Annotated in this window: 12 protein-coding genes; 5 read left to right on the top strand and 7 right to left on the bottom strand. The window is 60.0% G+C overall.

Going from position 1 to position 12,612, the window contains the following annotated elements; genetic code table 11:
• The first annotated feature begins 184 nt into the window (after positions 1-184).
• The 3 genes from AAEZ06_RS04190 (at position 185) to AAEZ06_RS04180 (ending at position 3,208) form a co-directional block, all read left to right on the top strand.
• Complete coding sequence (locus AAEZ06_RS04190; protein WP_149414070.1) at positions 185-1,819, top strand: methyl-accepting chemotaxis protein; 1,635 nt, start codon at positions 185-187, stop codon at positions 1,817-1,819.
• 304 nt (positions 1,820-2,123) lie between these two features.
• Entirely contained in the window at positions 2,124-2,687 is a 564-nt protein-coding gene (gene pnuC / locus AAEZ06_RS04185; protein WP_149414056.1) for a nicotinamide riboside transporter PnuC, read from the top strand.
• Positions 2,684-3,208 carry an AAA family ATPase gene (locus AAEZ06_RS04180; RefSeq protein WP_350612900.1) on the top strand — a complete coding sequence of 175 codons (525 nt, stop codon included), beginning with the start codon at positions 2,684-2,686 and terminating at the stop codon, positions 3,206-3,208. The genes pnuC and AAEZ06_RS04180 overlap by 4 nt, the downstream gene beginning before the upstream one ends.
• Before the next feature lie 37 nt (positions 3,209-3,245).
• Here the strand turns inward: AAEZ06_RS04180 and pvdQ are convergent, their stop codons facing one another.
• The gene (gene pvdQ / locus AAEZ06_RS04175; protein WP_350612898.1) at positions 3,246-5,558 is read right to left on the bottom strand and encodes a bifunctional acylase PvdQ; all 2,313 of its coding nucleotides are present in this window, start codon (positions 5,556-5,558) and stop codon (positions 3,246-3,248) included.
• Positions 5,559-5,809: 251 nt separating this feature from the next.
• Here pvdQ and AAEZ06_RS04170 point away from each other — a divergent pair, with 251 nt between their 5' ends.
• Positions 5,810-6,193, top strand: a complete 384-nt coding sequence (locus AAEZ06_RS04170) for a fe2+ zn2+ uptake regulation protein (protein WP_149414053.1) — start codon at positions 5,810-5,812, stop codon at positions 6,191-6,193.
• A 1-nt stretch (position 6,194) separates the two neighbouring features.
• Here AAEZ06_RS04170 and AAEZ06_RS04165 read toward each other — a convergent pair whose 3' ends face one another.
• Entirely contained in the window at positions 6,195-6,389 is a 195-nt protein-coding gene (locus AAEZ06_RS04165; RefSeq protein WP_149414052.1) for a hypothetical protein, read from the bottom strand.
• A gap of 209 nt (positions 6,390-6,598) precedes the next feature.
• Complete coding sequence (locus AAEZ06_RS04160; protein WP_149414051.1) at positions 6,599-7,516, bottom strand: LysR family transcriptional regulator; 918 nt, start codon at positions 7,514-7,516, stop codon at positions 6,599-6,601.
• Between the two features lie 120 nt (positions 7,517-7,636).
• On the opposite strand from AAEZ06_RS04160, the gene AAEZ06_RS04155 reads away from it, so the two are divergent.
• Positions 7,637-8,632: an aldo/keto reductase gene (locus AAEZ06_RS04155; protein WP_149414050.1), complete on the top strand. Its 996-nt coding sequence runs from the start codon at positions 7,637-7,639 to the stop codon at positions 8,630-8,632.
• 63 nt (positions 8,633-8,695) lie between these two features.
• Here the strand turns inward: AAEZ06_RS04155 and AAEZ06_RS04150 are convergent, their stop codons facing one another.
• The 4 genes from AAEZ06_RS04150 to AAEZ06_RS04135 are packed head-to-tail and all read right to left on the bottom strand — an operon-like array spanning position 8,696 to position 12,608.
• The gene (locus AAEZ06_RS04150; RefSeq protein WP_149414049.1) at positions 8,696-9,469 is read right to left on the bottom strand and encodes an enoyl-CoA hydratase; all 774 of its coding nucleotides are present in this window, start codon (positions 9,467-9,469) and stop codon (positions 8,696-8,698) included.
• Positions 9,470-9,483: 14 nt separating this feature from the next.
• Positions 9,484-10,611, bottom strand: a complete 1,128-nt coding sequence (locus AAEZ06_RS04145) for an acyl-CoA dehydrogenase (protein WP_149414048.1) — start codon at positions 10,609-10,611, stop codon at positions 9,484-9,486.
• 23 nt (positions 10,612-10,634) lie between these two features.
• Positions 10,635-11,828: an acetyl-CoA C-acyltransferase gene (locus AAEZ06_RS04140; RefSeq protein ID WP_350612894.1), complete on the bottom strand. Its 1,194-nt coding sequence runs from the start codon at positions 11,826-11,828 to the stop codon at positions 10,635-10,637.
• Positions 11,829-11,840: 12 nt separating this feature from the next.
• Positions 11,841-12,608, bottom strand: a complete 768-nt coding sequence (locus tag AAEZ06_RS04135; RefSeq protein ID WP_149414046.1) for an SDR family NAD(P)-dependent oxidoreductase — start codon at positions 12,606-12,608, stop codon at positions 11,841-11,843.
• Positions 12,609-12,612: the final 4 nt, after the last annotated feature.

Raw genomic sequence — 12,612 nt, 5'->3', positions numbered from 1 at the left:
ACGCTAAAATCGCAGCGCGCAGGATCAAGGCCGAACTGCAAAAATTCTGTGAAAAATCAGCAGGACTCAGGTTTTTTGATTCCGGGCCGAAAGCCTATCAGACAAGCCCGAATTTCGCTTCGCGTTATCGCTTGGGCAGTCGATTACTGCGCCAACAATTATAAGAACACGGAGTGACATGACTATGAACAGCTTGCGCAATATGTCGATCAGCCGGCGCCTCTGGCTGATCCTGATAGTCGCCGTGTTAATGCTGCTGACCCTGGGTTTGCTGATGCTCAAGCAGATCCATGACGATCTGTATCAGGCCAAGAGCCAACAGACCCAGCATGTGGTGGAAACCACCAACGGGATACTGACGTATTACCACACCCTTGAAACCACCGGCGTCTTGACCCGAGACGCGGCGCAAAAACAAGCCTTGAGCGTGGTACGTGGCCTGCGTTACGACCATGACGACTATTTCTGGATCAACGACCTGACGCCAATGATGGTGATGCACCCGGCCAACCCGAAGCTGGATGGCCAGAACCTGTCGGCCATTCGTGATCCGGACGGCTTTGCCGTGTTCAACGAGTTTGTCAGCCTGGCCAAGGCCAAGGGCGCCGGCATGGTCAACTACCGCTGGCCAAAACCCGGCGCGGCTGACCCAGTGGCAAAAACCTCCTATATCCAGTTGTTCCAGCCGTGGGGCTGGATCATCGGTTCAGGCGTCTACGTGGATGACGTGCAAGCCCAGTTTCAGGGCCAGGTGTGGAAGACCTCGATCATCGGCCTGGGCATTGCCCTGATCATGGCCCTGCTGGTGTCGCTGATCGCCCGCAGCATCGTGAGGCCGCTCCAGGAAGCAGTGAACGCCATGGCCAATATCGCCAGCGGCGAAAGCGACCTGACCCGCAGTCTGGACACCCACGGCCAGGACGAAGTCACCCAACTGTCCCGGCACTTCAATAGCTTCACCACCAAGCTGCGCCAGGTGGTCAGCCAATTGCAGACCTGCGCCAATGCCTTGGGCCAGTCGTCCTCAGAGCTGGGCAGCAATGCCAGCGCCGCCCATGACCGCAGCCAGCAACAGTCCCAGCAGATGGAGCTGGTGGCCACTGCCATCAATGAAGTGACCTATGGCGTGCAGGACGTGGCCAAGAATGCCGAGCATGCCGCCAGCGAAATGCGCGATGCCCAGGTCCAGGCCGAACAAGGCCAGGTCAACATCGACGGCAGCCTGCAGCAGATTGATGCACTGTCCAACACCATCAGCCAGGCGGTCGAAGTGATCCGGACCCTGTCCTCGGAAAGCACCCAGATTGGCGGCGTACTGGAGGTGATCCGCTCCATCGCCGACCAGACCAACCTGCTGGCCCTCAACGCCGCCATCGAAGCGGCCCGCGCGGGTGAACAAGGCCGTGGTTTTGCCGTGGTCGCCGACGAAGTGCGCCTGCTGGCCCAGCGCACACAAAAATCCACAGCAGAAATCCAGAGCATGATCGAGCGCCTGCAAGGCCATTCCGAAGCGGCAGTCCAGGTGATCAGCGACAGCCACCAGGCATCACAACTGACCATCGAACAAGCCGGCCAGGCCGGTGCCAGCCTGACTGCCATCGGCCAGGCCCTGCGCAACCTCAATGGCCTGAACGCCTCGATTGCCAGCGCCACCCTGCAACAGGCCCATGTGGTGGAAGACATCAACCAGAACGTCACCCAGGCCGCTGGGCTTTCTCACAGTACGGCACTGGCGGCGCAGCAATCGAGTGTTGCCAGTACGCACTTGAAGGGCTTGAGCGAGGAGTTAAACGGGTTGCTGCGCCAGTTCAAGGTCTAGGAAGGTTGCCTCCCCTGTGGCGAGCGGGCTTGTTGTGGCGAGCGGGCTTGCCCGCGTTGGGCTGCGTAGCAGCCCAAAAACCAATCACTGCGGTCTTTCTGATAGATCACAGCAACCGGCCAGGGAGTGCTGCGCACTCCAACGCGGGCAAGCCCGCTCGCCACAACAAGCCAGCTTTGCCACAACAAGCCCCTTTGCCACAACAGGCCCGCTTTGCCGCAACGTGCACCTCCCTGCATACCTTTGCGCCAAGCCCACCTGTGGTTACAATCGCCCCCCTCTTCGAATATCCCAAGGAATCCCCATGTCCGGGCTTGAACTGTTTGCCGCCGCCCTGGGGGTGATCGCCGTCTGGTTGACAGTCAAGCAGAACCCCTGGTGCTGGCCCATCGGCCTGGTGATGGTATTGCTCTACACCTGGGTTTTTTTCGAGGTAAAGCTGTATTCGGACATGCTGCTGCAGGTGATCTACGCCGGCCTGCAGCTCTACGGCTGGTGGCAATGGACACGGGCCGGCGAGGCTAAACAGGGTCGTCAGGTGACCAGCCTTGGCGCCCAACCGATCCTCCTGCACCTGACGATTGGCGCGGTAGGCAGCCTGTTGCTGGGCGCCGCCATGGCGCATTGGACCGATGCCGCACAACCCTGGCTAGACGCAGCCTTGACCGGTTTCAGCCTGGTGGCGCAAATGTGGATGGCGCAGAAACGTGTGCAATGCTGGCCGTTGTGGATTGCCGTCGACGTGATTTTTGTCGGGTTGTTTCTCTATAAGGGCCTGTACCTCACGGCGGCCCTTTACGCCTTGTTCACCGTGATCGCCATGCAGGGTTGGCGGGAATGGCGGGCTGAGCCGGCGTTGCGCACATGAAAGTGGTGGTCATGGCAGGTCCCGAATCCAGCGGTAAAAGCTGGTTGGCCGAGCAGTTGCAAACGCATTTCGGCGGGGTATTGGTGGGAGAATTTGTTCGGTACTTCATCGATCACTTTCAGCGCGATACCACCTTGGCGGATATCCCTGAAATCGCCCGCGGCCAACTGGCCTGGGAAGATACGGCCCGCGCTGAACAGCCAGCGTTATTGATCCTCGACACCCACCTGCTGACCAACAAACTGTGGAGCCAGACGCTGTTCGGCGACTACCCTGAATGGCTCGACCGCGAGCTGCTGGCTCGCCACTATGACCTGCATTTGCTGCTGTCCCCGGAAGATGTCGGCTGGGCCGATGACGGGCAGCGCTGCCAACCGAAACTGGCAGATCGCCAGGCTTTCTTCCAGGCCAGCCAGCGGTGGCTGGAACTGCATCAACAGCCATTTGCGGTGATTCGCGGCGATTGGGATGAACGTCGCAACAAGGCTTTCGCGGCAGTGGCGCAACTGCTTCGAGAGTGAATACCCCTTCCATGCACGATCACCGGGCCGGTACGCTCTAACGCCCGGCCCCATCCTTCTCGCTGATCACCCGCACCTGATACTGCGGGTCCGCTGCAATCTGCTGCTCGGTAAAGGGCAACGGGCTGAGCTTTTTCTCGGAAAACGCCTGGGTCTGGTCCTTCGAATACGTTGAGGCCGGGTCGCTGGACAACGAGAACGCCAGCACGCCCTGGGCCTGCGGCCCCTTGTCGTCGAAGGTGACAATCTGCAAGTAACTGCTGCCGCTGACCACCTCACGCTTGCCGTCGTCCCTGGGTACACTCTGCATCGCGTTATACACCCCCAATTCTTGCGGCCCACCGTGGATCGGCGTGGTGCCAGACACCTGGATATCGCCCCAACGACTGCTCTCGCTCAGCCCAAGCCTGGTAACTTCAGCGACCGATGCCAGCATCGCTTCACGCAACGCCTTGGCCACCGACGCCCGCTCAATCGCCAGGCCGCGCGGCGTAGTTTGCGGTTGCTGCGGGTCAAAATCGATGCGCCACCGTTCAGGTACTTGCTGCATCTGGTCCATCACATTGATGAAATGCATCAGCCCCAGCCCACTGTCCAGGTTGGCGCGCTGGTCCCAGTTTTTCAGGCTTGCGCAGACCGGTTTCAGGGCTGGCGCATCTGCGCCCAGGCTTTCGCCACAAAATTTCAGCAGGTCGGGCATCACTTGGCTGGCCAGGTAGACCTGATTGTCCATCACCATGTTTTCCAGGGAGGCTGCGCTAATTGGGTGTTTGTCCAGCGCCTGCAAGCGCTGTAAGGCAAAGCGCGAGCGCGGCCCCAGGGCAATCTGCTCCTGGCTGATCACCGGCGAAAAACCGCTCAACGGGGACTTGGGGTTGGCCATCCACGCCGAATCATTGGAGTGCTGTACATAGTCCCTACGCTCCAGCTGCGGCAACTGATCCGCCGGAAAAATACCGGCCTGGGCGGCACGCGGGTCGATGTCCCAGGCACAAGCGCTGTGGGCGCCATCAAGCACGATCAACTGCAAACCGGCGCGGGGATCGCTGCATTGCGCCAGCTTTTGCGCACTCACGTTGGGCACCACCGACAGATTCATGTACAGGCTCTGCCCCTGATCATCCGCCGCCAGGGTGTTGACCCACGGGATGCCTTGCAAGGTGTGCACTGAGGCTTGCAGTTCCTTGAGGCTACCGGCGCGGTTCATCGCGTACCACTGCGCCAGCACGCGGTCGTTGCCCAGGTTGGCATCCCGCAGGCTGAAGGCGTATTGCCCGTCCCAGTTCAGTTTTCCCGGCCATTGCACCACCGGACCGAATTGCGAGCTGTAGACCGTGTGGAATTTCGCCTTGGTGCTGCCATCCGCTTCCTTGACCTGCACCGTCACCCTGGTTTTCTCCATCGGCACCGACTTGCCGTCCAGCAGGTAGCGGGTCGAATCCTTCGGGTCCAGGGTCAAGCGGTAGAGGGTGAAATGCTTGGATGTGTCGACGGTGTGAGTCCAGGCCACATGCTGGTTGAAGCCGATATTGATCACCGGCAACCCCGGCAAGGCGGCGCCCATCACGTCCAACTGACCGGGAATGGTCAGGTGCATTTGATAGAAGCGCATACCACCGATCCACGGGAAATGCGGATTGGCCAGCAACATGCCGCGACCATTGAATGAACGTTCCCCGCCGACCGCCACGGCGTTGCTGCCGCGATCCAGCGTAAAGCGCTGCTGGTTCGCCGCAGCGATCTCAAACGCACGAGTGTCGTTCTGCACACCGGCGTGGCTCTGGGGTGGTGCGGCACCCACCAGGGCTTCGGCGAATTGCCCAACACCGCCTTCTACCAACAGGCGACGGGTCAGCTTGACCAGATCCTGCGGGGTAATCGACCGTACCCAAGCGCCCTGGCACTGCGCCGACAAACCCTCGGCGCGACGTTCTTTCAGGTAACGGTTGTATCCCGCCACATAGCCTTCGATGCGCTGCTGCATCTGCGGGGGCTGCACTTTCCAGAATGCCGCGACCGCCTGGGGTGTATTGAGCCAGGTGAAAAACACGTCGCTGGTAAGGTTGTTGCGCTCTTCCAGGGTGGACTTTTCGGCGCCGAAATATTTGGCGCGTTCACCGTTTACCGTCACCACTTCGTTGGCCAACAGGCACAGGTTGTCCTGGGCGTACGCGTAACCAATACCGTATCCCAACCCGCGCTCATCGCTGGCGCGGATATGGGGGATACCAAAACTGGTACGGCGGATATCGGCCGTTGCCTCGCCTGCCTGCCGGGCTGATACCGAAAGGCTCAAGCCAAGAAACACACCTGCCACGCACACCTTGGACAACCCGTTGGAAATAATCACGCAGACTCCATATTCAACCCAAATTAACCGTCCCGGGCAGGACAATCTCACCAATACCGGCCCACCCATAAAGACGTAATAGCGGGGAATAATTTAGCGAGCGCAGGCGTTAATTCGTTGGCGTGGAAATGTGACAGAACTGATACCGACGAAATTTACACATCGCCCGCTTCATGATTTGCGCTTCTCATACGTCTTATTACTAAGAGCGCCATCATTTTCCTGATCAGGCTCTGATAAGGAGTTTTTGCATGTACAACTCGCACCTGCCCACGGACGGACATTCAATGGCACACAATGCGGCTTTCGGCTCGGGTACCCAAGTATTCGGCAAGTCACCCGAACATCAAGGCAACCAACGCATCCGACACTTACTCAAGTGTTTTGGCCTGCGCACCAGCCTGATTCGCCTGAAGGTCATCGACGCCCTGCTCACGGCCGCCGATAACGGCCGCTCGCTGGGTGTGCGGGGTGTCCACAGCCACTTGCTGGAACTGGGCATCCCCTTGTCCTTTCTCAGTGTGCGCGAAGTGCTCAAGCGTCTATGCAGCGAGGGCGTGATCACCCTCAACGCCGACAAGAGCTACAGCCTGCATGAACAGGCTGCCAAAGTGCTGGCTGCCAATAACGCCTGAATCAGGCGTTGGGCTTGACCTTGCGGCGCATCACGCCGTTGACCACTACCACGATCACTGCCACGGCAATGGCGATGTACTGGAACGTTTTTTCGCTGATGGTCCCGTTGTTCTGCAAATAGGACAGGCCAAACATCGTCCCAAGGACGACCAGGGAAATCAGAATCGAGTATTTCAAGCGTTGCTTCTGGGTCATGACGGGTTCCTGAACCTGAAAATATGTATCCACTTTGTATCGCCAGCCATGCCAAGCACATACCCGGTTGCGGGGATGGACCAGGGCTGGCGAGGTCGCATGTTACAGGCGATGAAAAACTTTGGCTTGCCTTGCGCCTGATTGAACCTGTGAAAGCCAGGCTCGTTCCCGGGTCTTGGCCTGATTGCTTTACCCTCATGCACCACTCCTCAAGGGTAACGCTGTAACCCGCTGCCCGGACGGGCGCAAAGCTCTACCAGCCAGTCGACAAACACCCGCACCCGCTGGGATAACTGGCGGTGTGGCGGATAGAGCGCCGCCAGAGGGAGCCTGGGTGGCAACACATCGGCCAGTACCTCTACGAGCGTGCCCTGCTCCAACTGCCGGGCGACGTGATAGTACGGCGCCTGAACCAGGCCATAACCGGCCTCGCAGGCGGCCAGGTAGCCATCGGCGCTGTTGACCGCCAGTTTCTTGGGCAAGTCCACCAGGCGAATATCGTCCCCGCACTGGAACTCCAGGCCATAACGTTTACCGGTGGTGCTGGAGAAGTATTCAATCATTTGGTGGTTGGCCAAATCATTGAGGTCTTGCGGTACTCCCATCATCTGCAGGTAGCCAGCGCTGGCGCAGGTCAACTGGTCCATCATCGCCAGCGGCCTGGCCACCAGTGAATCATCCAAAGACAGGCCGCCGCGCAGCACGCAATCCACACCTTCGCGAATCAAGTCCACGGGGCGATCATTCAAGCCGATTTCCAGGTCGATCAGCGGGTAGCGTGCGGTGAACTCCGGCAAGGCCGGAATCACGATAGAGCGTCCCACCGCTGCGGGCATATCGATACGCAGCGTGCCTCGCGGATTTTTCCGGCGGGTGGAAAACACTGCTTCAGTCTCTTCAAGATCGGCCAACAAACGCACGCAGCGTTGGTAATAGGCCGCGCCATCCAGGGTCGGATGGACCTGACGCGTGGTGCGTTGCAGCAATTGCACGCCCAAATGGGCTTCCAACTGCTTGACCAAGATCGTCACCGAAGCGCGAGACAGGTGCAGGCTGTCGGCCGCCTTGGCGAACCCACCCAATTCAACGATCCGCGTGAACACCCGCATGGCATTAAAACGGTCCAAATCCTGACTCCCTTCACGGATTATTTAGAATTTACCAATAGTGATAATGCTTTTAGCCGGTTTATCTTGTTTTTGTCGAGGACAACAATGGGTTCCTTAGTCATTGAAGGAGCGTTACCCATGCTTACGCGTCCACTCGGCAAAAACGGCCCACACGTCAGCGCTATCGGCCTCGGCTGCATGGGTATGACGGATTTCTACACCACCGGTATCGATAGCCGGGAGGCCACCGCCACACTGCATCGCGCCCTGGAGCTGGGCATCAACCTGCTGGACACCGCCGATATGTACGGCCCGCATACCAATGAAACGCTGATTGGCAAGGCCATCGCCGGCAAGCGCAACCAGGTATTTTTGGCAAGCAAGTTCGGCATCGTCCGCGACCCGGCGAACCCGACGCTGCGTGGGGTCAATGGCCGACCGCAGTACATTCGCGACTCGATCGAAGGCACCTTGAAACGCCTGGGCGTCGAGACGTTGGATTTGTATTACCAACATCGCATCGACCCCGATGTCGCTATCGAAGAGACCGTCGGCGCCATGGCTGAACTGGTGCATCAGGGCAAGGTGCGTTACCTGGGCTTGAGTGAAGCGTCTGCCGCCACGCTGGAGCGGGCCCACAAGGTCCATCCCATCAGCGCCCTGCAAAGCGAATATTCGCTGTGGAGCCGGGATCAGGAAGACAACGGGTGCCTGGCGGCTTGCCAGCGATTGGGGGTTGCATTTGTGCCCTATAGCCCACTGGGGCGTGGCTTTCTCACCGGAGCACTGAAGAGCGCGGATGATTTTGCGGCGGATGATTACCGTCGGTTCAGCCCACGATTCCAGGGTGAGAACTTTGCGAAAAACCTGCTGCTGGTGGAACAGGTACAGGCACTGGCGCTGGACAAAGGCGTCACTGCCGGACAGCTGGCGTTGGCTTGGGTGTTGGCGCAGGGGGATTATCTGATTCCGATTCCAGGGACCAAGCAGCGTAAATACCTGGAAGAAAATGTCGCCGCGCTGGAAGTCAAACTCAGCCCCGCCGAGTTGGCGGCGCTGGAGGCAATATTTCCAGCCAATGCCACGGCTGGGTTGCGCTATCCGCAAGAGGTGATGCAGATGCTGAATAAGTAGGCACTTGCTCGCGATGTTTTTTTGATTGTTCCCACACCCGTGGGAACAATCAGTAAGCGACCGTTACTTATCCTTGAACTCTGGCGCGCGCTTGGCCACAAACGCCGCCATCCCTTCCTTCTGATCCTGAGTGGCAAACGCGGCATGGAATACCCGCCGCTCAAAACGCACGCCTTCCGACAAACTGACCTCAAACGCGCGGTTGACGCTTTCCTTGACCATCATGCTGATGGGCAGCGATTTACTGGCGATCAGCGCGGCGACTTTGAGCGCCTCCTCCAGCAACTCATCCGCCGGTACGATCCGCGCAACGATGCCACAACGCTCCGCCTCCACCGCATCGATGAAACGCCCGGTCAGGCACATTTCCATGGCCTTGGCCTTGCCCACCGCACGGGTCAGGCGCTGGGTGCCGCCCATGCCCGGCAGCACGCCGAGGTTGACTTCCGGCTGGCCGAACCTTGCGTTGTCACCTGCCAGGATGAAGTCGCACATCAGCGCCAGTTCGCAGCCGCCACCCAAGGCAAAACCGTTGACTGCGGCAATGATCGGCTTGCGACGATTGGCTACTCGGTCGCTGTCGCTGAACAGGTCGTCCAGGTAGATCTGCGGGTAGGTCAGCTCAGCCATTTCCTTGATATCGGCGCCGGCGGCAAAGGCTTTTTTCGAGCCGGTCAGCACGATACAACCGATCTCGGGGTTGGCTTCCAGACTGTCCAGCGCCTGGTTCACCTCACTGACCAGTTGTGCGTTCAAGGCGTTCAGCGCTTGCGGGCGATTAAGGGTAATCAGCCCAACGCGGCCCTGAACCTCCAGCAAAATGGTTTCGTAGCTCATCCGTCAGTTCCTCTTCAAAGGTTGCGTGAAATGACCATGCGTTGAATATCGCTGGTGCCTTCATAAATCTGGCAGACCCGCACATCGCGGTAGATCCGCTCCAGGGGGAAGTCGCTCAGGTAACCGTAACCGCCCAGGGTTTGCAAGGCCGCCGAACAGACCTTCTCAGCCATTTCCGAAGCAAACAGCTTGGCCATGGATGCCTCCAACAGTGCAGGCCGGCCGCTGTCGCGCAGGGCCGCGGCGTAATGCACCATCTGCCGTGCGACGGCGATCTGGGTGGCCATGTCCGCCAGGCGGAAGGCCACCGCCTGATGCTCGATCAAGGTTTTGCCAAAACTCTCGCGTTCACGAGCGTAGTCACGGGCTGCCTCAAACGCAGCACGGGCCATGCCCACCGATTGCGAGGCAATACCGACACGGCCGCCTTCCAGGTTGGCCAGGGCAATCTTGTAGCCTTCGCCCTCCTCACCCAGACGGTTGGCCACCGGTACTTTTACGTCCTCAAAAAGGATCTGGCAGGTGTCGGATGCATGCTGGCCAAGCTTGTCTTCAACCCGCGCCACTTTATAACCGGGCGAATCGGTGGGCACGATAAAGGCGCTGATGCCGCGCTTGCCGGCCTTGGGATCGGTCACCGCAAACACAATCACGACCCCGGCGTTTTGCCCCGACGTGATGAACTGTTTGCAACCGTTGAGCACGTAGTGATCACCCTCAAGGCGGGCACGAGTTTTCAGGCTACTGGCGTCGGAGCCGGCCTGGGGCTCGGTCAGGGCAAAGGCGCCGAGCATGGCGCCGCTGGCCAGGGGCGTGAGGAATTGCTCTTTCTGCTGATCGTTGCCGAACTTGAGGATCGGCACGCAGCCCACAGAGTTATGCACGCTCATGATGGTCGAGCAGGCACCATCGCCGGCGGCGACTTCTTCCAGGGCCATGGCGTAGGCCAGGTAGCCAGTATCGCAACCGCCCCACTGCTCCGGGACCAGCATGCCGAAAAAGCCCAGTTCGGCCATTTCAGCAATAGCCTCCTTGGGAAAGCGATGCTCGCGGTCCCACTCGGCGGCGAACGGTTTCAGCCGTTCCTGGGCAAATTGCCGGGCGGCTTCGCTGATTTGCAGTTGTTCGTCATTGGGGAGCATAAACAGCCTCTAAAATAAAAAGCTTAATACAGGCATTCAACGGCCATGGCCGTGGCTTCACCGCCGCCGATGCAGATCGCGGCAACGCCGCGCTTGAGGCCCTTCTGGCGCAATGCCGAGAGCAACGTCACCAGAATCCTCGCGCCGGACGCACCAATCGGATGCCCCAGTGCGCAGGCGCCGCCGTGGATATTGACCTTGTCGTGGGGAATTTCCAGTTTGCTCATCGTCACCAGGCTGACCACGGCAAAGGCTTCGTTGATTTCAAACAAATCCACGTCACCCAGGTTCCAGCCGGTCTTGCTCATCAGCTTGCGAATCGCGCCCACTGGCGCCACCGGAAACAGACCGGGCTCATCGGCGAACGCCGCGTGACCGTGGATCACAGCCAAGAGCTTGAGCCCGCGTTTTTGCGCTTCGGATTGACGCATCAGCAGCAGTGCAGCGGCGCCGTCGGAAATCGAACTGGAGTTGGCTGCCGTCACCGTACCGCCTTCGCGGAACGCCGGTTTCAGGGTGGCGATCTTTCCCGGCTTGGCCTTGGGCGGCTGTTCGTCGTCAGTGATAGTTTTCTGTTCCTTGCCGACGGTAACCTGCACCGGGACGATTTCGGCGGCAAAGCTACCGGTGCTGATCGCCTGCTGGGCACGGGTCAGGGAGGCAATGGCGAAGGCGTCCTGGGCTTCACGGGTAAAGCCGTGGTGCTCGGCGCAGTCTTCGGCAAAGGAGCCCATCAGGCGGCCCTTGTCGTAGGCGTCTTCCAGGCCGTCGAGGAACATATGGTCGAGCACCCGGCCGTGGCCCATGCGGTAACCGCTACGGGCGCGGTCCAGCAGGTACGGGGCGTTGGACATGCTTTCCATGCCACCGGCGATGATCACGTCGACGCTGCCTGCCAGCAGCGAATCATGGGCGAGGATGGTCGCTTCCATGCCCGAGCCGCACATCTTGTTGAGGGTGGTGCAGCGGGTCGATTTATCCAGGCCCGCGCCCAGGGCCGCCTGGCGTGCCGGGGCCTGGCCCAAACCCGCCGGGAGCACGCAACCAAACAGCACTTCATCCACCCCATCGCTGGCGATACCGGCGCGCTCGACAGCGGCGCGAATCGCGGCAGCGCCCAGTTGTGGCGCAGTCAGGCCCTTGAGGTCGCCCTGGAAGCCACCCATTGGGGTGCGCACGGCACTGACTATAACGATTGGATCGTGATTCTGAGTCATGACAAATCCTCCTTACTTGGCCGCCATGCGCAAGGCACCGTCAAGACGGATCACCTCGCCGTTGAGCATGCTGTTTTCAATGATATGCCGCACCAACGCGGCGTACTCGCAGGGCTTGCCCAGGCGTGGCGGAAACGGTACGCCGGCCGCCAACGAGTCGCGCACTTCAGGCGTCATGCCAGCCATCATCGGGGTTTCGAAGATGCCCGGTGCAATCGTCATCACCCGAATGCCAAAGCGCGCCAACTCCCGTGCGGCAGGTAGGGTCAGGCTGGCAATCGCACCCTTGGACGCAGCATAGGCCGCCTGGCCGACCTGGCCGTCAAAGGCCGCCACCGAAGCGGTGTTGATGATCACCCCGCGTTCGCCGTCAGCATTGGCCTCGGTTTCAGCAATGGCCGCTGCCGCGAGGCGCAACAGGTTGAAGCTGCCAATCAGGTTAACGTTGATCACCTGGGCAAAACTGGCCAAGGCATGCGGCCCGTTCTTGCCAAGGATTTTCTCACCGCGCACCACGCCCGCGCAGTTGACCAGCCCGTGCAAGCCGCCAAATGCCGCAACCGTGGCCTGCACCGCCGCTTCGGCAGCCGCTTCCTGACTGATGTCGGCCACCACGCTGCGGGCCTGATCGCCCAGCTTGCTGGCCTGAGCCGCCACGGCCTCGGCGTTCAAATCTACCAGCATCACCTTGGCACCCGCCGCCACCAACATTTGCGCGGTGGCCGCGCCGAGGCCCGAAGCCCCGCCGCTGACCAGAAAAACCTTGTTCTCAATCTGCATCATT

Origin of the sequence: Pseudomonas sp. HY7a-MNA-CIBAN-0227 (assembly GCF_040310325.1) — a bacterium.
Lineage (GTDB): Bacteria > Pseudomonadota > Gammaproteobacteria > Pseudomonadales > Pseudomonadaceae > Aquipseudomonas.
Note: the sequence above shows the minus strand (reverse complement) of the source record. Positions and strands in the feature narration are given on the sequence as shown.